At 71.8% G+C, this 18,797-nt stretch carries 16 protein-coding genes; 11 read left to right on the plus strand and 5 right to left on the minus strand.

The genetic code is table 11. The features are described 5' to 3' along the window. Positions 1-12 precede the first annotated feature (12 nt). The gene (locus ACIQI8_RS30230) at positions 13-771 is read right to left on the minus strand and encodes an ABC transporter ATP-binding protein (RefSeq protein WP_402356998.1); all 759 of its coding nucleotides are present in this window, start codon (positions 769-771) and stop codon (positions 13-15) included. Next, positions 768-1,013, minus strand: a complete 246-nt coding sequence (locus ACIQI8_RS30235; RefSeq protein WP_402357001.1) for a hypothetical protein — start codon at positions 1,011-1,013, stop codon at positions 768-770. Before ACIQI8_RS30235 ends, ACIQI8_RS30230 begins: the two co-directional genes overlap by 4 nt. A 183-nt stretch (positions 1,014-1,196) precedes the next feature. Here ACIQI8_RS30235 and ACIQI8_RS30240 point away from each other — a divergent pair, with 183 nt between their 5' ends. Together ACIQI8_RS30240 and ACIQI8_RS30245 are read left to right on the plus strand one after the other, a co-directional pair. After that, entirely contained in the window at positions 1,197-2,459 is a 1,263-nt protein-coding gene (locus ACIQI8_RS30240; RefSeq protein ID WP_402357004.1) for a sensor histidine kinase, read from the plus strand. A 62-nt stretch (positions 2,460-2,521) separates the two neighbouring features. After that, positions 2,522-3,181, plus strand: a complete 660-nt coding sequence (locus ACIQI8_RS30245; protein WP_402357007.1) for a response regulator — start codon at positions 2,522-2,524, stop codon at positions 3,179-3,181. A 24-nt stretch (positions 3,182-3,205) separates the two neighbouring features. Here the strand turns inward: ACIQI8_RS30245 and ACIQI8_RS30250 are convergent, their stop codons facing one another. After that, positions 3,206-4,237, minus strand: a complete 1,032-nt coding sequence (locus ACIQI8_RS30250; RefSeq protein ID WP_402357010.1) for a glycoside hydrolase family 26 protein — start codon at positions 4,235-4,237, stop codon at positions 3,206-3,208. Between the two features lie 337 nt (positions 4,238-4,574). Here ACIQI8_RS30250 and kdpF point away from each other — a divergent pair, with 337 nt between their 5' ends. From kdpF to ACIQI8_RS30285, 7 genes are all read left to right on the plus strand, one after another. Then, positions 4,575-4,664 (plus strand): K(+)-transporting ATPase subunit F, encoded by a 90-nt coding sequence (gene kdpF, locus ACIQI8_RS30255; RefSeq protein WP_016434100.1) that lies wholly within the window; start codon positions 4,575-4,577, stop codon positions 4,662-4,664. A gap of 6 nt (positions 4,665-4,670) precedes the next feature. Next, positions 4,671-6,335, plus strand: coding sequence for a potassium-transporting ATPase subunit KdpA (kdpA, locus tag ACIQI8_RS30260; RefSeq protein WP_402357013.1), 1,665 nt, complete (start codon positions 4,671-4,673; stop codon positions 6,333-6,335). Positions 6,336-6,388: 53 nt separating this feature from the next. Then, complete coding sequence (gene kdpB / locus ACIQI8_RS30265; RefSeq protein WP_402357016.1) at positions 6,389-8,485, plus strand: potassium-transporting ATPase subunit KdpB; 2,097 nt, start codon at positions 6,389-6,391, stop codon at positions 8,483-8,485. A 24-nt stretch (positions 8,486-8,509) separates the two neighbouring features. Further along, positions 8,510-9,145, plus strand: a complete 636-nt coding sequence (locus tag ACIQI8_RS30270) for a potassium-transporting ATPase subunit C (protein WP_402357952.1) — start codon at positions 8,510-8,512, stop codon at positions 9,143-9,145. Beyond that, positions 9,145-9,828, plus strand: a complete 684-nt coding sequence (locus ACIQI8_RS30275; protein WP_402357019.1) for a response regulator — start codon at positions 9,145-9,147, stop codon at positions 9,826-9,828. Before ACIQI8_RS30270 ends, ACIQI8_RS30275 begins: the two co-directional genes overlap by 1 nt. 83 nt (positions 9,829-9,911) lie before the next feature. Continuing rightward, a complete protein-coding gene (locus tag ACIQI8_RS30280) occupies positions 9,912-10,949 on the plus strand; it encodes an ATP-binding cassette domain-containing protein (protein WP_402357021.1) in 1,038 nt (345 codons plus the stop codon). Further along, the gene (locus tag ACIQI8_RS30285; RefSeq protein WP_402357024.1) at positions 10,946-11,740 is read left to right on the plus strand and encodes an ABC transporter permease; all 795 of its coding nucleotides are present in this window, start codon (positions 10,946-10,948) and stop codon (positions 11,738-11,740) included. The genes ACIQI8_RS30280 and ACIQI8_RS30285 overlap by 4 nt, the downstream gene beginning before the upstream one ends. On the opposite strand, the gene ACIQI8_RS30290 is transcribed toward ACIQI8_RS30285, so the two are convergent. Both ACIQI8_RS30290 and ACIQI8_RS30295 read right to left on the minus strand, forming a co-directional pair. Next, positions 11,718-14,975 (minus strand): ATP-binding protein, encoded by a 3,258-nt coding sequence (locus tag ACIQI8_RS30290; RefSeq protein WP_402357027.1) that lies wholly within the window; start codon positions 14,973-14,975, stop codon positions 11,718-11,720. The two genes, ACIQI8_RS30285 and ACIQI8_RS30290, sit on opposite strands and share 23 nt — an antisense overlap. A gap of 89 nt (positions 14,976-15,064) precedes the next feature. Further along, entirely contained in the window at positions 15,065-15,514 is a 450-nt protein-coding gene (locus ACIQI8_RS30295) for a DUF5707 domain-containing protein (RefSeq protein ID WP_402357030.1), read from the minus strand. Positions 15,515-15,783: 269 nt separating this feature from the next. Between ACIQI8_RS30295 and ACIQI8_RS30300 the strand changes: the two genes are divergently transcribed. Both ACIQI8_RS30300 and ACIQI8_RS30305 read left to right on the plus strand, forming a co-directional pair. Further along, positions 15,784-18,114 (plus strand): histidine kinase, encoded by a 2,331-nt coding sequence (locus ACIQI8_RS30300; protein ID WP_402357033.1) that lies wholly within the window; start codon positions 15,784-15,786, stop codon positions 18,112-18,114. Beyond that, a complete protein-coding gene (locus ACIQI8_RS30305) occupies positions 18,111-18,794 on the plus strand; it encodes a response regulator (protein ID WP_402357036.1) in 684 nt (227 codons plus the stop codon). Before ACIQI8_RS30300 ends, ACIQI8_RS30305 begins: the two co-directional genes overlap by 4 nt. Positions 18,795-18,797: the final 3 nt, after the last annotated feature.

Here is an 18,797-nt window from a genome sequence, read left to right on the forward strand (position 1 = left end):
ACTCCCCCTTCTCTACTTCTCGCCCAGGGCGACGAGACGGTCGGCCAGTTCGGGGGCGGTCGGGTGGTCCAGGGACTCGACGACCTGGCCGTCCGCCATCACCAGGGCGCGGTGCGCGCGGGCCGCGGCGGCCGGGTCGTGGGTGACCATGACCACCGTCTGGCCCAGCTCGTCGACGAGGTCGCGCAGCAGGTCCAGGACTTGGTGGGCGCTGCGCAGATCGAGCGCGCCGGTCGGCTCGTCGGCGAACACGACGGCGGGCCTGGCCGCCAACGCCCTGACCACGGCGGCGCGTTGCTGCTGGCCGCCGGAGAGCTCGGCGGGGCGGTGGGTGAGGCGGTCGGCGAGGCCGACCCGGCCGACCAGGGTGTGCAGCCACTGGTCGTCGGGGCGGCGGCCCGCGAGGCGCAGCGGGAGCGTGATGTTGTCGGCGATGCTGAGGGAGGGGATCAGGTTGTAGGCCTGGAAGACGAAACCGACGCGCTCGCGGCGCAGTTCGGTACGGCGGGTCTCGTTCAGGCCCGCGATCTCGTGGCCGTCGATGCGGATGCTGCCCGAGGTCGGCGAGTCCAGCCCGGCGGCACAGTGCATGAGCGTGCTCTTGCCGGAGCCGGAGGGCCCCATCACGGCGAGGAAGGTGCCGCGCGGGACGGTGAGCGAGACGTCGGCGAGGGCGTGGACGCCGCCGGCGTAGGTCTTGGCGACCTGGTCGAGGGCGATGGCGGGGGTGGTGGGGGAGGCGGTCGGGTCGGCCGCGAATCGAGTGCTCACTTGCGTCGACCCCGCAGGCTGCGCACGACCAGCGTGCCGGCGGACAGGACGGTGACGATGCCGGCCGCGAGGTGCGGCACGGTGCCCGAACCGCCGTAGGACAGCGCCATGTTGGTGACCGCGCTGATCACGACGACGGCCCAGAGGAGGGTGCGGGCGATGTCGGCGCGGGTGATGCCGTCGGAGGTGTCGGCGGGGGCGGGGGGTGTGGAGGTGAAGCGGTACGGGTCCGTGTGCGGCATCGGAAGCTCCTGTGGGCGGCCGGGGTTGCTGACGTGCCCAAACGCTATGGATCGCGACCCCTCGCGGCCGATCCCGTGGGCCGCCGGGTTCCAGGTACAGCAGGCTGTACTTCCCGCCCGGGAGGGCGACGGCGCACTCCTTTCCCTCATAGGGTCGTCCGCGACGAGAGGAGAGCCGAACCGATGGCAGACGCGCCCGCGACATCCACACCGACGTCCGTTCAGGAAACCGTCGTACGCACCGTGAAGGCGGCCGGCGCCGCGATCGCGCAGCTCGCCGGCGGGTTCGTCACGGCGGTGCAGGCGCTGGGCGTGCTGTTTCTGCTGGCGGTGACGGCGGTGACCGCGGTCGTCGGTGTGGGCCTGCTCCTGGCCCCCCTGTCGCTGCGCGCGCTGCACGCGCTGGCCGGCCGGGAACGCGCCCGCCTGGACCGGGCCGGCGCCGAGGTGATCGCCCCCGAACCACCGCCCACCCGCCTACGGCTCGCCCTCACCGACGCCACCACCCGCCGCGAACTGCGCTGGACGGCCCGGCACGCGAGTCTGGGCCTGCTCCTGGGCTTCCTGGGAGTCGTCCTCCCGCTGTCCGCCGTACGCGACAGCACGTTTCCGCTGTGGTGGAAGCTGCTGCCGGAGGGCGGGACGAGTACGTCGATCGGGATCGGCAGCGCGCACTCCTGGCTGGACGCGCTCGCCGTGCTGCCGCTGGGCGTGGGCTGGATCGCGATCATGCTGGGCCTGAGCCCGGTGATGGCACGGCTGCAGGCCGATCCGGGCCGTCGCCTGCTCGCGGCCGGCCCGGACGTCGATCTCTCGCTGCGGGTCGCGGAGCTGACGGCCACGCGGGCCGCCGCGCTGGACGCGCACGCGATCGAACTCCGGCGCATCGAGCGCTCGTTGCACGACGGCACCCAGAACCGGCTCGTCACCGTCACGGTGTTGCTCGGAGCGGCCCGCCGCCAGGTGGCTCGCGACCCGGACGCCGCCGACGAACTCCTCGAACGCGCCCAGTCCGCCGCCGAACACGCCCTCGCCGAACTGCGCAGCGTCTCCCGCAGCATCCTCCCGCCGGTCCTGGACGACCGGGGTCTGGCGGGCGCGCTCTCGGGGCTCGCGGCGGAGTGCGCGGTGCCGTGCCGGACGGACGTGGACGTACCGCAGCGGTGTGCGGCCTCCGTCGAGGCGACGGCGTACTTCGTGGTCGCGGAGGCGCTGACGAACATCGCCAAGCACAGCGGCGCGACCCGGGCGACGGTCACGGTCCGCGCGCGCGGCGGGCGCCTGCTGCTCCTCGTCGAGGACGACGGTCGCGGGGGCGCCGACGAGGACGGCGGCTCGGGTCTGACCGGCATCCGCCGCCGGACAGCGGCCCTCGACGGTACGCTCCGCGTCACGAGCCCGAGGGGCGGCCCGACGCGACTGGAGGCCGAACTCCCCTGTGGATGAGGGACATCGACTGTGGACACGGGCGATCGACGTGCGACATGAACTGAGGACCGGACACTGACATGCGCGTGGTGATGGCCGAGGACGACCCGCTGCTGCGGGAGGGCGTGGCCCTGTTGCTGGGCGCGGAGGGGCTCGACGTGGTGGCGAAGGCCGGCAATGCCGAGGAGGCCCTGGTCGCCATCGACACCCACAAGCCGGACGTGGCGATCCTCGACGTACGGATGCCGCCCACCCACACCGACGAGGGGATCCGAGCGGCGGTGGAGGCCCGGCGCCGGCACCCCGGCCTGGCCGTACTCGTCCTGTCGGCCTATGTCGAACAGAGCTTCGCCACCGAGCTGTTGAGCGGCGGGGTGAACGGCCTCGGCTATCTCCTCAAGGAACGGGTGGGCCGTGTCGAGGAGTTCCTCGACGCCCTGCACCGTGTCGCCGCGGGCGGCACGGCCATCGACCCCGAGGTCGTCGCCCAACTCTTCACCCGCTCCCACCAGGACACCCGCCTGGACCGCCTCAGCCCCCGCGAACGAGACGTCCTGACCCTGATGGCCGAAGGCCTCGGCAACACCGCCATCGCCGAACGCCTCGTCGTCACCGACGGCGCGGTCCACAAACACATCCGCAGCATCTTCGCCAAACTGGACCTCTCCCCGACGGACCGGGTGGACCGCCGGGTGGCGGCGGTACTGCAGTACTTGGAGGAGTCGCGCCGGGCACGGTGACCGGGGCCGTGGGCCACGAGCAGGTCAGCGCCCCATCCCGCGCCGATACACCCCCGAAGCCCGCGGATTCCCCCCGCACCCCCACACCCCGTGCGGGCAGTAGTCGGTGATCGACTGGTACACCGGGCGCACGCGGGCGATCCACGCGAGCATGCCGCGGATGTAGGCCGGGTTGTCGCCGTTCTTGTACAGGCCCCATTCCGGGTACGACACCGGCTTGCCGTGGGTTCGGGCGAAGCGGAGCTGTGCCGCCAGGCCGTACGGTTCGCGGAGCTGGGTGCGGAAGGGCATGCCGTGCGGGGAGTCGTAGGCGTCCATGCCGATGATGTCGACGTAGGGGTCACCGGGGTAGCAGCGGGGCCAAGGGATGGCGTCGCGGCCCCGGTTGGGGGCGAAGTCGAAGCGGAAGCGCTGGCCGGGGACCGAGCGCATCGCGCCGACGATCCGGCGCCAGTACGTCCGCCAGGCCGCCGGGTCCGGACCGCAGCGGTGGGTGTACGTGATGCCGTTCATCTCCCAGCCGACGACGAGGACGGTGTCCGGCAGACCCAGGCGGACCAGGCGTTCGGCCAGCGCGCGGAAGTGGGGGTCGTGGTGGCCTTGGGCGCCGCGGCGGAGTTCCGCGCGGACCGTTCGGTCGGGGAGGTGGGACTCGTTGCGGGGCAGCATCGGGACGTTGAGGACGAAGAGGCGGTCCTCGCGGGCTCGGCGCCAGGTCCCCCAGGGTGACAACTGGGCGTCGGACCCCTCGATGCCCCGCCAGCGGTCGCCGGACAGGTACTCCCGGCCGACCCGCGGGGCCGGCGCCCCCCGGCCGAGCCAGCCCGCCAGGCCGGCCATCCGCCGGACGCCCGCGGGGCCGTACCCGAGATACGCGCCGAAGGGGGTGGCGGCGGGGCGGGTTGCCGGCGCGCCGGACGCGTACATCCCGTCCTCACCCGCTCCGCCCTCACCGAGGGGCACGCTCGCCGGGCCCGCCAGCGTGGCCAGGGCCAGGAGCGCGGCGCCCAGGGTCAGTGCCAGACGCCGTATGCCGCAGGTGCCGTCCGGGGTCACTGATCCGTCTCCTGTCCTGGGCGGCGGCCGCCGCGCCGCCCTGACGGAAACGACGTACCGCCGATCGGGGTAACGCGGCACCGGCCCACCAGCGGTTACCGCCCGCCCGGCCGGGGTGCCGGCGCGCTGCGTCGTAAGAGTCCCGTCAAGGGAGCGTCTGCCGCCGTAAGGGAGGCGTCAACGGTGGCCGAAACCGCTCTGACAGGCGTTTTGCTCTAAGCGTCCTCACCTTCCGAACCTCATCCCAGGAGTCAGCGATGGCCGATACGGCCTTCGTAGTCATCACGCTCGCGGTCTTCGCGCTGGTGGCCCTCGTCGCCAAGGGGGTGACCAAGCTGTGACCGCCGAGAACATCGTCGGACTCGTCGTGGCCGTCGCCCTGCTCGGCTATCTCGTCCTCGCCCTGATCTTCCCGGAGAGGTTCTGAGACGCCATGGGTCCCGTACTCGCCGGCGTGCTCCAACTGCTCGCCCTCATAGGCGCACTGGCGCTCGCCTACATCCCGCTCGGCAACTACATGGCCCGGGTCTACACCTCCGACAAGCACTGGCGCGTGGAGAGATGGATCTACAAGGGTATCGGCGCCGACCCCGACACGGAGATGCGCTGGCCCGCCTATCTGCGCGGGGTCATCGGGTTCTCGCTGGTCGGTGTGCTGTTCCTGTACCTGCTCCAGCGGATTCAGGGCGTGCTGCCCGGATCGCTCGGCTTCTCCTCGATCGAGCCGGCGCAGGCGTTCAACACCGCCGCGTCCTTCGTGTCCAACACCAACTGGCAGTCGTACTACGGCGAGCAGGCCATGGGCCATGTCGTGCAGACCGCCGGCCTCGCCGTCCAGAACTTCGTCTCCGCGGCCGTCGGCATCGCCGTCGCGGTGGCGCTGGTGCGCGGCTTCGCGCGCTCGCGCACCGGTGAGCTCGGCAACTTCTGGTCGGACCTGGTGCGCGGCACGATCCGCATCCTGGTGCCGATGGCGGCCGTCGCGGCGGTCGTGCTGGTCGCGTGCGGTGCCATCCAGAACTTCTCCGGCATTCACGAGGTCGGTCAGTTCTTGGGGGGCAACCAGCAGTGGAACGGCGGCGCGGTCGCCTCGCAGGAGGCCATCAAGGAGCTGGGCACCAACGGCGGCGGCTACTTCAACGCCAACTCCGCCCACCCCTTCGAGAACCCGACACCCTTCACCAACCTGTTCGAGATCTTTCTGCTGCTGGTCATCCCGTTCGCGCTGACCCACACGTTCGGCGTCATGGTCGGCTCCGTGAAGCAGGGCTACGCGATCCTCGCCACGATGGCGACCATCTGGGTCGGCTTCGTCGCCCTGATGATGTGGACCGAGTTCGCCCACCACGAGGGCGCGCTGCGGATCGCCGGCGGTGCGCTGGAGGGCAAGGAGACCCGCTTCGGGGTCGGCGCCTCGTCGATCTTCGCGGTCTCCACGACGCTCACCTCGACCGGCGCGGTGGACTCCTTCCACTCGTCCTTCACCGGCTTCGGCGGCGGTATCACCATCCTGGGCATGCAGCTGGGCGAGATCGCGCCCGGCGGTACCGGCTCCGGCCTCTACGGCATCCTCATCATGGCGATCATCGCGGTGTTCATCGCCGGTCTGATGGTCGGCCGCACCCCGGAGTATTTGGGCAAGAAGATCGGCTCCCGCGAGATCAAGCTGGCCGCCGTCTACATCCTGATCACCCCGGCCCTGGTGCTGGTCCTCACCGCGATCTCGATGGCCCTGCCCACCCCGCCGAATTCGATGCTCAACTCGGGCGCGCACGGCTTCTCGGAAGTGCTGTACGCCTTCACCTCGGCGGCCAACAACAACGGCTCGGCCTTCGCCGGTCTGAACGCGAACACCGACTGGTACAACACGATGCTCGGGCTCGCGATGCTGCTCGGCCGGTTCCTGCCGATGGTGTTCGTCCTCGCGCTGGCCGGTTCGCTCGGCGAGCAGAAGCCGGTGCCGGTCACCGCGGGCACGCTGCGCACCGAGAAGCCGCTGTTCACCGGCCTGTTGGTGGGCGCGATTCTGATCATCGTCGGTCTGACGTACTTCCCGGCCCTGGCGCTGGGACCGCTGGCCGAGGGGCTGGCGTCATGAGCACCCGTACCGCGAACCCGTCGCAGAACCCGTCAGAGAACCAAGAGGACGCGATGTCCACTGCCACCCCGACCCGGGCGCCGCACAACGACGTACCCACCGGGCACAAGTCCGCCGAGAGCCGTGTCGGCGCGGGTCTGTTCGACCCCAAGCAGCTGCTGCGGTCGCTGCCGGACGCGGTCCGCAAGCTCGACCCGCGGGTGATGATCAAGTCGCCCGTCATGTTCGTGGTGTGGGTCGGGTCGCTGCTGACCACGGTCTTCTCCTTCAAGGACCCGGGCGACTGGTTCGGCTGGACGATCAGCGCCTGGCTCTGGCTGACCGTGATCTTCGCCAACCTGGCGGAGGCGGTCGCCGAGGGCCGCGGCAAGGCGCAGGCCGACACCCTGCGCAAGGCCAAGACCGACACCGTCGCGCGGCGGCTGGTCGACGGCCATGAGGAGCAGGTTCCCGGCACCGGGCTCAGGATCGGCGACCTGGTCGTCTGTGAGGCCGGTGACGTCATCCCCGGCGACGGAGATGTCGTCGAAGGGGTCGCCTCGGTCGACGAGTCGGCCATCACCGGCGAGTCCGCGCCGGTCATCCGCGAGTCCGGCGGCGACCGCTCGGCCGTCACCGGCGGCACGAAGGTCCTCTCCGACCGGATCGTCATCAAGATCACGACAAAGCCCGGCGAGACCTTCATCGACCGCATGATCGCCCTCGTCGAGGGCGCGGCCCGGCAGAAGACGCCGAACGAGATCGCGCTGAACATCCTGCTGGCCTCGCTGACCATCGTCTTCCTGCTCGCAGTGGCGACCCTGCCGCCGTTCGCGGACTACGCGGGCACCCACCTGACGATGATCGTGCTGGTCGCCCTGCTGGTCTGCCTGATCCCGACCACCATCGGCGCCCTGCTCTCCGCGATCGGCATCGCGGGCATGGACCGGCTGGTGCAGCGCAACGTCCTTGCCATGTCGGGCCGTGCGGTCGAGGCCGCCGGTGACGTCTCCACGCTGCTGCTCGACAAGACCGGCACCATCACGCTGGGCAACCGGCAGGCTTCGGAGTTCGTGCCGGTGCGCGGGACCACGGAGGCCGAACTCGCCGACGCGGCCCAGCTGTCGTCGCTGGCCGACGAGACGCCCGAGGGCCGCTCCGTCGTCGTACTGGCGAAGGAGAAGTACGGGCTGCGCGAGCGCCACCAGGGCGAGTTGGCGCACGCCGAGTGGATCGCGTTCACCGCGCAGACCCGGATGTCGGGCGTCAACGTGGACGGGCGCAGGATCCGCAAGGGCGCGGCCGGTTCCGTGATCACCTGGGTGCGGGAGCGGGGCGGCGACGTCACCGCCGAGGCGCAGGAGTTGACCGAGCGGATCGCCGGAGCCGGCGGCACGCCGCTGCTCGTGGCCGTCGAAGACACCGCGGGCGCCCGGGTGTTGGGCGTCATCCACCTCAAGGACGTCGTCAAGGACGGCATGCGCGAGCGGTTCGACGAGCTGCGCCGCATGGGCATCAGGACCGTCATGATCACGGGTGACAACCCGTTGACGGCCAAGGCGATCGCCGAGGAGGCGGGCGTCGACGACTTCCTCGCGGAGGCCACTCCCGAGGACAAGATGGCGCTCATCAAGCGGGAGCAGGCAGGCGGCAAGCTGGTCGCGATGACCGGCGACGGCACGAACGACGCCCCGGCCCTCGCGCAGGCGGACGTGGGCGTGGCGATGAACACGGGCACGTCGGCCGCCAAGGAGGCCGGCAACATGGTCGACCTCGACTCCAACCCGACCAAGCTCATCGAGATCGTCGAGATCGGCAAGCAACTCCTCATCACCCGGGGCGCGTTGACGACGTTCTCCATCGCCAACGACGTCGCGAAGTACTTCGCGATCATCCCGGCACTGTTCGCGGCGGTCTACCCGGGCCTGGACAGGCTCAACATCATGGACCTGTCCTCGCCCGACTCCGCGATCCTGTCGGCCGTCGTCTTCAACGCGCTGGTCATCATCGCGCTGGTGCCGCTGTCCCTGCGGGGCGTGCGGTACCGGCCGGTCAGCGCGGACCGGATGCTGCGGCGCAACCTCGCGATCTACGGCATCGGCGGGCTGATCGTCCCGTTCATCGGCATCAAGGTCATCGACCTGCTCATCTCACTCATCCCCGGGCTGTAACTCTTCAAAGGCGTGCTGATCGCGATGAACAACTCCGTATCCCACACGGCCCGGTTGCTCGGGGCGGGCCTGCGTGCCCTGCTCGTGCTGACCCTGGTGACCGGTGTCATCTATCCGTTGGTCGTCACCGGCATCGCCCAGGGACTGTTCAACGACAAGGCGAACGGCTCCGAGATCACGTCGGCCGGCAAGGTGGTCGGTTCGTCCCTGATCGGCCAACAGGGCTACAGCCTCGACTACTTCCAGCCCCGCCCGGCGAACGGCCTCGGTGAGAACTCGGTCAACACCCAGTACAAGCTGATCCTGTCCGGCGCCACCAACCTGTCCGCCGACAGCAAGGTGCTGATCAAACAGGTGGAGGACGCCAGGGCCAAGGTCGTCAAGGACAACTCGGTGCCCGGCTACACCGTCAGGCCCTCCCAGGTCCCCGCCGACGCCGTCACCTCCTCCGGCTCCGGCCTCGACCCGGACATCTCCCCGGCCTACGCCGAGCTCCAGGCGCACCGGGTCGCCGAGAAGAACCACCTCTCGGTCGCGCAGGTGGAGAAGCTGGTGAAGAACCACACCGAGGGCCGCACCCTCGGCTTCATGGGCGAGCCCCGGGTCAACGTCCTCGAACTCAACATCGCCCTCAAGGACCTTGTGACCAAGGGCGATTGATGACCCGGGTGCTGGTAGTGGAAGACGACCCGCAGCTGGTGCGGGCGCTCGCGATCAACATGCGGGCCCGCCGGTACGGAGTGGACGCGGCGCCCGACGGCGCCACTGGCCTCCGGCTGGCGGCCACCGGCCGGCCGGACGTGGTGGTCCTCGACCTCGGCCTGCCCGACATGGACGGGGTCGAGGTCATCAGGGGCCTGCGGAGCTGGAGCCGCGTACCGATCCTGGTGCTGTCGGCCCGGCAGGCCTCCGACGAGAAGGTCGCGGCCCTCGACGCGGGCGCCGACGACTACGTCACCAAGCCGTTCAGCATGGACGAACTCCTCGCCCGGCTGCGGGCGGCGGTCCGCCGCACCGAGGAGCCCCCGGCCGACACCGGGCCGACCTACGTGGAGACGGCCGACTTCACCGTCGACCTGCTCGCCAAGCGGGCGGTCCGCGACGGCCGGGACATCCGCCTCACCCCCACCGAATGGCACCTCCTGGAGATCCTGATCACCAACCCGGGCCGCCTGGTCACCCAGAAACACCTCCTCCAGGAGGTCTGGGGCGCGACCCGCAGCAACAGGACCAACTACCTGCGCGTGTACATGGCCCAACTCCGGCGGAAGCTGGAGACGGATCCCTCGCATCCGCGGTATCTGATCACCGAGCCGGGGACGGGGTACCGGTTCGAGGGCTGAGTCCTGAATCCTGAAACCACCGCCGGGCCCGCTGAAACCGCACTGAAGCCGTTCTGAACCGCTCCGGCCGCAAGCTCTGCGGCATGACGACAACCACTCACACCGGCGAGCGGCCGGCGATCGCGGCCACCGGGCTGCGCAAGGCCTACGGGGACAAGACCGTCCTCGACGGCATCGACCTGACCGTGCCGGCCGGCACGATCTTCTCCCTCCTCGGACCGAACGGCGCGGGCAAGACGACCGTGGTCAACATCCTGTCCACGCTGATCTCCGCCGACGGCGGACAGGCGCGGATCGACGGGTACGACATCGGCGGCGAGGCCCAGGCCGTGCGGGGCGCGATCGGGGTCACCGGTCAGTTCTCCGCCGTGGACGGGCTGATCACCGGCGAGGAGAACATGCTCCTGATGGCCGACCTGCACCACCTGTCCAGGAGCGAGGGCCGGCGCGTCACCGCCGAACTCCTGGAGCGCTTCGACCTGGTGGAGGCGGCGAAGAAGCCCGCGTCCACCTACTCCGGCGGGATGAAGCGGCGGCTCGACATCGCCATGACCCTGGTCGGCAGCCCGCGGATCATCTTCCTCGACGAGCCGACCACCGGTCTCGACCCGCGCTCCCGGCACACCATGTGGCAGATCATCCGCGAACTGGTCTCCGGCGGCACGACCGTCTTCCTCACCACCCAGTACCTGGAGGAGGCCGACCAACTCGCCGACCGGATCGCGGTGTTGAACGGCGGCAAGCTGGTCGCCGAGGGCAGTGCCGCCGAGCTCAAGCGGCTGGTCCCCGGCGGTCACGTGCGGCTGCGGTTCGCCGACCCGGTGGCGTACGAGCGGGCCGCGACCGCCCTGCGCGAGACCACCCGTGACGACGAGGCACTCACCCTGCAGATCCCCAGCGACGGCAGCCAGCGCGAACTGCGCGCCGTCCTGGACTGGTTGGACGCGGCCGGCATCGAGGCCGACGAACTCTCCGTGCACACCCCGGACCTGGACGACGTGTTCTTCGCCCTGACCGGCAATCCCGTCGGCGCGTCCGGTGACGCCGCCGCCTCCACCGACTCCGCCTCCACCGACTCCGCCTCCACCGACTCCGCCGCCGCCAAGGAGACCGTCCGATGAGCACCGCGACCTACGCCTTCCGCGACAACATGACCATGCTGCGGCGCAACCTCCTGCACGCCCGCCGCTACCCCTCCCTCACCCTCAACCTCCTGCTCACCCCGGTCATCCTGCTGCTGCTGTTCGTGTACGTCTTCGGCAACGTGATGAGCGCCGGTCTCACCGGCGGTCACGCCGACCGGTCCGAGTACGTCGCCTACCTCGTGCCCGGCATTCTCTGCCTGACCGTGAGCATGACCTCGCTCGGCACCGCGGTGGCCGTGTGCACCGACATGACCGAGGGCATCATGGCCCGCTTCCGCACCATGGCGATCTCCCGTGCCTCCGTGCTGATCGGACACGTCATCGGCAGCGTGATCCAGACCATGACGGCGCTGGTCCTCGTCCTCGGCATCGGACTGGCCATCGGGTTCCGCCCCGACGCCTCCCCCGTGGAATGGATCGCCGCCGCCGGGCTGATGGCCCTGGTCAGCCTCGCGCTGACCTGGCTCGCCGTCGGCATCGGCCTGATCAGCCCCAACCCCGAGGGCGCCAGCAACATCGGCACCCCGCTGGTGATGCTGCCCTTCCTGTCCAGCGCGTTCGTACCCGTGGACGCCATGCCGGGCTGGTTCCGCTGGTTCGCCGAGTACCAGCCCTTCTCGCCGGCCATCGAGACCCTGCGCGGACTGCTCCTGGGCACGGAGATCGGCACCAAGAACGCACTCCTGGCCGTCGGTTGGTGCCTGGCCATGACCGTCCTCGGCTACCTGTGGTCCAAGGCGAAGTTCAACCGCGAGCCCCGGCACTGAGCTCGTGCAGCACCGCGGCCCGCAACTCCTCCCGGTTCAGGGTGGCGTACGTCGACCTCGCGTCGTCGTAGGCCGCCCTGTCGGCGTTCCGGGCCACCTGCCGGGTCCGGGCCGAGGACAGGGTGGGGAACTCCCGTACCGCCGGCATCCGTTCGGCCAGCGCCAGCAGCCGTACGCCCGCCGGGTCGCCCTCGGACAGCGCGGCGAAGCCGAGCGCGGTCACCATCGAGCCGTGGACCTGGAGTTCGAGGGGGGAGCCGCTCTCCGCAAGGTCGGCGGAGCCGGTGGAGCCAGATGAGCCGGTAGGACCAGATGAGCCGGGAGAACCGGGAGAACCGGGAGAACCGGAAGAGCCGGAAGAGCCGGAAGAGCCGGACAGCATCGCGAGCAGCCGCGCCCGCACCTGCGCCGTCAGCGCCGCCACCGGGTCCGGCCGCCCCTGCTGCGCGTGCGCGGCCACCGCCGCCGACTGCACCACCAGCACCCACGGGTCCACGAACGGGTCCCCGTCGCGCAGGGCGAGCACCGCGCTGTCCTCCCGGATCCGCTCCACCGCCCGCCGCCACAGCCCGAGCCCGACCTCGGTCAGCCCGCGGGCCAGCGCGATCTCCGCGCGGGCGGCCAGATCGGGGGCGTAGAGCCGGACGGACTCCGGCTGCTGGTCCAGGGCCGCGAGCCCGAGCCAGTACTCCGCCTCGTCGATCTCCCCGCGCTGCAGACAGGCGAGGACCAGTCCCCAGCGGACGCCGATCGAGTCGGGCCAGCCGTCGAACTCCTCCAACGTGCGCAGCGCGGCCCGCAGATGGTCGTACGCCTCGGCGCCCCGCTCGGCCTGCATGCACAGTTCGCTGATGCGCCCGTGACTGAGCAGCCGCATGGCCGGATTGGCCAACTCCCCCAGGGTGCCCGGCATATGGCGGGCGCACTCCAGCGCGCGCAGGGTCTCGTGCTCGGCCTCATAGGCGTAACTGAGGACGCCCCAGGCCATGCCCGACAGCAGGGGCGCGTCGGACGCGCACAGTTCCTGGAGGCGTGCGTACCCGGGCGGCCGCATGTCCGGGGTGGCCCTCAGCACCGTGGCCATCGCGCGTACGACCGTGTCCGGCGGGGCGGCCGGCAGCCGGCGCACGGTGACGAGCTGCCGTACGGCGTGCGGGCCCAGGCCCATGAAGAGGGCGCCCGCGCACATGGTGGCGGCGGTGCGGGCGGTCTCCACGTCCTCGGGGCTGTCGGGTCCTGGCTGGAAGTGGGACAGCGGGCCGCCGGTCTCGGCGCACAGGGCGATGACCCGGGCGAAGCTGGAGTCGGTGACCCACAGGGAGGCCAGTACGGCGGTGAGCGCGGCCGTGGTGGGTCCGTCGGCGCGGGCCAGCGCGTGGCGCAGGGCCAGGACGAGGTTGTCCCGCTCGGCGCGGATGCGGTGCCAGGCGGCCAACGGGGCGGTGTTGAACAGGGCGTCGTGGTGGGCCCGCCCGAAGTCCCGCGCCCAGAGCAGGAACCGGTCGGTGACGATGTCGTCCTCGCCGGCCTCGGTGCGCCGGGCGGCACTGAACTCCCGTAGCGTCTCCAGGAGATGGAAGCGGACGCCGGCGGGGCTGTCGCCCACCTTGAGCAGGGACTGGCCGGCCAGCTGCTCCAGCAGGAACAGCGCGTCGCCGCTCTCGCCGAGCACGTACTCTGCGGCCTCCTCGGAGAAGCCGCCGGGGAACACCGACAGCGCGCGCAGCGCGGCCCGGCCGTCGCTCTCCAGCAGGTTCCAGCTCCAGTCGACCACGGCCCGCAGGGTGCGATGGCGTTCGGGCGCGTCCCGGGCGCCGCCGCGCAGCAGCGCGAAGCGGTCCCGCAGCCGGCGCGAGATGTCGGCCACGGACAGCACCCGGACGCGGGCCGCGGCGAGTTCGACGGCGAGCGGCAGACCGTCAAGGTGCCGGCAGATCTCGGCGACCCGCTCGGCATCCAGCTCGACACCGGGCCGAGCGGCCCGCGCCCGCTGCTCGAAGAGCTCGACCGAGGTGGCGAGCGACAGCTCGGGCAGCGCGTACACGGACTCCGAACTCAGCCCCAGCGGTGCCCTGCTGGTGGCCAGGATCCGCAACTCCCGGGACCGTGACACGAGTTCCCGTACGAGGTCGGCGGCGCCGTCGACGACGTGCTCGCAGTTGTCCAGCACGAGCAGGGCGGGTCCGGTGCCCAGCGCGGCGACGATGCCGCTCACCATGTCCCCGCCCCCGGCGAACCGCCCGCCCTCACCGGCGCCGACGGCCGAGGCGACCTCGTCGGCCACGTCGGCGTCGGAGGTGACTCCGGCCAACGGCACGAAGTGCACCACGGGTTGGGCGGCGGCCCGGCTCACCGCGTGCGAGAGCCGGGTCTTGCCCAGCCCGCCGGGGCCGACGACGGTGACCACCCGGGCGTCCCGCAGCAGCGCGCCGACGGCGGCGATGTCGGCGTCCCGGCCGAGCAGGGGGTTCGGCTCGTGCGGGACGTCGTGCCGGACCGGCGGCGCGTCCGCCTTGAGCAACTCCTGGTACACGGACCGCAGTCCGGGCCCGGGATCGGTCCCCAGCTCCTCCCGCAACCCGCGCCGGTAGGCGTCGTACCGCCCGAGCGCGGCGGCCCGCCCGACGGTCACCGCCTCGCACCGCAGCAACTCGGCGAGCACCTCCTCGTCCCGGGGCGTCTCGCTTGCCAACTCCCCGAGCGGGCCGGCCGCTTCCTCCCGCCGCTCCAGCCGCGCGAGCGCGAGCGCCCGGGCCCGCACCAGCGCACGGAAGGTCCGCACCCGGGCCATGCGCAGCGCGACGACCGGATCACGCAGATCCTCACCTGCTCCGGCGCCCACGCTCCCGTCCCACAGCGCCAGCCCCGCCTCGGCCTGTGCCAACGCCCCCGCGTGATCCCCGCCCCGCGCCCGCTCGGCACTGCCCGCCTCGAACAGCAACAGCGCGGAGCTGTCGACCCGCGCGGCCTCCAGCCCGAGCCGGTACCCGGTGGGCGTGCTCACCACGACATCGGCCCCCAACTGCCCCCGCACCCGGGACACCAGCACCTGCACGGCCTTCCCCGGCCGCTCCGGCACCCCGTCGTCCCCCCACAGCCCCTCGGCCAGCCGCCCCGTACTGCACCCGCCCCGCAGGTCCTCCGCCAGCAACGCCAACAGCCCGCGCAGCCGGGGCGCGGTGATCTCCCGGCCGCGGAAGGCGACACGGGACAGCAGGGCCAGGTCGGTGGTCATGCGTGCAGGTTATCCACAGGGTGAGGCCCCGGCACCGGCGTGCTGCCGATACCGGGGCCGGACCGCGGGGCCGGGGTTGTGGTGCCAGGTCAGTCCTTCATCACGAAGGTGCCGGCATCGGCGACGAAGAGCGTGTTCCCGTCCTTGGCCGTCAGCAGCGCCGAGACGTTCCACGTGCCCTTGGCCGCCTTCGCCGCCTCCTTCTCGGTGACCTTGAAGGTGTAGGTGCAGCGGGACGTCTCGTCCGAGGTGCGGACGCAGCGCGCGGAGTCCACCTCCCGCATCTCCGCCTCGGTCGGGGCGAGCTTCGAACTCGCGGGCCAGGCGATGACCTTGAGGCCGCGGACACCGGAGTCGTCGCCGGCGTCGGCGGTGTAGGTGAAGGTGCCGGCGCGGGTGCCGGCCGGGGGAAGGTAGCGGATGGAGCCGTTCTTCAGGGTCGGGTCCGTGGCGGCGGAGGCCATGGCGATACCGCCCGCGGTGATGCCGCCGACGGCGACGACGGCGAGGAGCGAGGAGACGAGAACGCGCTTGGACATGGGAGATCCCCCTGTGGTCGGGTGAGTGAGAGGGAAGCGCTGGTCCGGCGCTTCCTCGATGGGATCGAGCCTAGGTCCGGGCACCCGCCCCGGTCCTCGGGCGCTGGGACGATCGGCGCCTGTAACCGGAGGTGGAGAGAGCCGCCCGGTCGTCCACCCAGGGGCGGCCGGGACCGGTCGCGGCCCGCGTCTGCAACCCAGGTAAGAGATGCGAATCCCCCTGCAGCCCGAGCCGGGCCCCGCACCCGCCCCCATAGCCTTGATCCGTCATGAACCGAACCGACGACCGGTCGCTCCCGGTCCTGCTGATCTGCGCCCAGGCCGCCGTCTGGCCCGGAGCCGCGCTCGCGCGGGGGACCGTCCCGGACGGATCGGCCCTGTTGGTGGCCGCCCTGGTCGCCGGCCCGGTGACGGCCGCGCTCGCCCTGCGCCGCACCTACCCGGTGGTCGCCCTCATGGTGATCGTCGTCGCCTGCGCGCTCGGCGCCGGGCCGCTGCCCACCGGCGGTACGGCGGTCCTGGGCACCGCCGGTATCGCGCTGGCCCTTTTCATGGTGGCGACCGAGCGGGACACCTTCACCGCCGTGCTGTGCGTCGTGACCCTCGCTCTCTGGCAGCTCGTGCAGGGCATCACCCTGCACGGCCTCAGCGACCGGAACGGACTCGACCTCGTCCTGACGGCGGTGCTGTACGCCCTCGCGTGCGGCACGGGCCTGTTCGTACGACGCCGCCGGCACGCGCGCCAGGCGGCCGAGCACCTGCTCAAGCGGGCCGAGGCCGAGCGGCACCGGCTCCCGGCGGTCGAACGGCGCCGGATGGAACGGGAGTTGCACGACGTCAGCGCCCACCATCTGACCGCCGTGGTGGTCACGGTCGGCGCGGCCTCCGGACTGCGCGAACGACGCCCCGAACTGGCCGACGAGGCGCTGGAGTTCGCGGTCGAGACCGGCCGCGAGGTCTCCCGGGCACTCGGCTCGGTACGGGCTCCGGCCCCTTCTCGCGAGGAACTCCCGTCCCCGGAAGAACGGTTGAAAGCCCTGGTGGCCGGCTTCCGCCGCCTCGACCAGCCGGTCGACTGCGAGATCGACCCCCTCCCGGACGGCGCCCTCGCCGACGCCGCGTACGGCATCGTCCGCGAGGCCCTCACCAACGTGGCCCGGCACGCGCCGGGCGCCCGCACCACGGTGCTGTGCCGCTACGGCGACACCCGCACCGACGTCGTCGTCACCAGCGCCCCACCGCCGACCGGCGCGATCGCCCACGGCGCGGGCCTCGGCGGCGGCCGCGGCACCGGCTTCCTGCGCTCCCGTGCCCGGGAGGCGGGCGGCGCCCTGACCACCGGCCCGACGGCGGAGGGCGGCTGGGAGGTACGGGCAACCCTGCCCGGCCGCACCGCAGCCCCGCTGGAGGACGCTGTCCCGCGTACCTACCGCGCGGCACAGGTGATCGCCGCGACAGGCCTGTTCCTGCAGCCCCTTCTCCCGGTACTGGTCATCCGCGACGACACGGCGTCCACCGGCTCGCACGTATCGGCGGGCGTGCTGTTCGCACTGTTGGCAGCGGCCCAGGCGGTGGCGTTGCTGTGGCTACGCAGGGCTCCGGGGTGGGCGCGGGGCGCACTACTGGGCTTGGCGCTGCTCTGGCCGATGGCGATGACGGTGGGCAACTACACCGGCCCGGTCCTGCTGCCCCCAACGCTGAGCACATTGGCAACATGCGTGGCGCTGGTCGACCTGAAGGGGCGCGGGGAACTGCGCGACCAGCCCCCACCGGCGCGCACATACGTACTACCTCAAGTCCCCGTATCTCTCTTTCCCATCGCAGCCGTGGCGGTACATGCCAGCGCTGTCACCACCGCCGTCCTCCACCGAGGAACAACTCTCCCCACCTGGGCGGTAGCCATGGCAGCAACTGCAGGAACCGCCTTGCTGGTCGGCGCGGCCCACTACGGCGGAGCCGTGCGTAGGCAGCGCGACAGAACAGCTCAAGCAACGCAGACCCAGAACCTGGCCACCTGGACGGAGGCCGCCGTAAGAGATGCCTGGGCCGAGCGGCAGCGCATCGCCGCCGGCCTCGAAACCACCGTCCTGGCCCGCACCGCCGACATGATCGCCGAGGCACACGCGGGCCGCCTCGACGCGACAGCGACCCGCGCCCGCGAGGCCCTCGCCGCGATGCGCGCCCTGCTGGACACGGTCCGGGACGGCGAGACCGGCGGAACCGAGCTGCGCCCGCAACCCACCCTCCAGGCCCTCGACCTGCTCGCCCGGCAGTGCCGGGCCACCGGCCGCGACGTCGAGATCCGGCTCACCGACCGGGTGCCGAGGCGCCTGCCCACCGAGGTCGACCTCGCCGCCTACCACGCCGCCGAGACCCTGCTGGCGACCGGCGACGACGAGCCCGCCGTCCTCGAACTCGATGCGGCCGACGGTACGTTGACGCTCACGGCCACCGGGGTGCCGGGCGCCGCCGACACCGCCGTACGGGAACGGCTGACGGCCCGGATCGCGCCGCTGGGCGGCACGCTGACCGCCGGCCCGCCGGGCACGGTCGGCCTGCGGCTGCCGCTCGCGCCGGGCGAGGAGGAGAGGGAACGATGAGCCTCAAGGTGCTGGTCGTCGACGACCAGGGCATCGTCCGGGCGGGGTTCGCCGCGGTGATCGACGCCGAGGACGACATGACGGTCGTCGGTGAGGCCGCCGACGGTGTCGCCGCGGTCCGGCTCGCCGAGCAACTGGCGCCCGACGTCGTCGTCATGGACGTACGCATGCCCGAACTGGACGGCATCGCCGCCACCCGGATCATCACCGGGCGCGAGAACGCGCCCAGGGTCCTGGTGTTGACCACCTTCGACCTCGACGCGTACGTCTTCGACGCGCTGCGCGCCGGTGCCTCCGGGTTCCTCCTCAAGGACGTGCACGCCTCCGAACTCCTCAACGGCATCCGGGTGGTGGCCACCGGCGAGAGCGTGCTCGCGCCGTCCGCGACCCGCCGGCTCATCGGCCACTACGCGTCGGGCCCTGTGACCGGCGCACGGCCCGGCAGCGGGCCCCGCGAGCTGGAGACCCTCACCGGCAGCCAGCGCACCGTCCTCGCCCTGCTCGCGACCGGCCTCAACAACGCGGAGATCGCCGAGCACCTGGGCATCACCGTGGGCACGGTGAAGTCGCATGTGAACGCGCTGCTGCGCAAGCTCGGCCTGCGCGACCGCGTCCAGGCGACGATCCTCGCCTACGACCTCGGCCTCGCCCGCCCGAACCCGCCCGGCCCTCATCTCTGACGG

Origin of the sequence: Streptomyces sp. NPDC092369 (assembly GCF_044755245.1) — a bacterium.
Classification (GTDB): domain Bacteria; phylum Actinomycetota; class Actinomycetes; order Streptomycetales; family Streptomycetaceae; genus Streptomyces.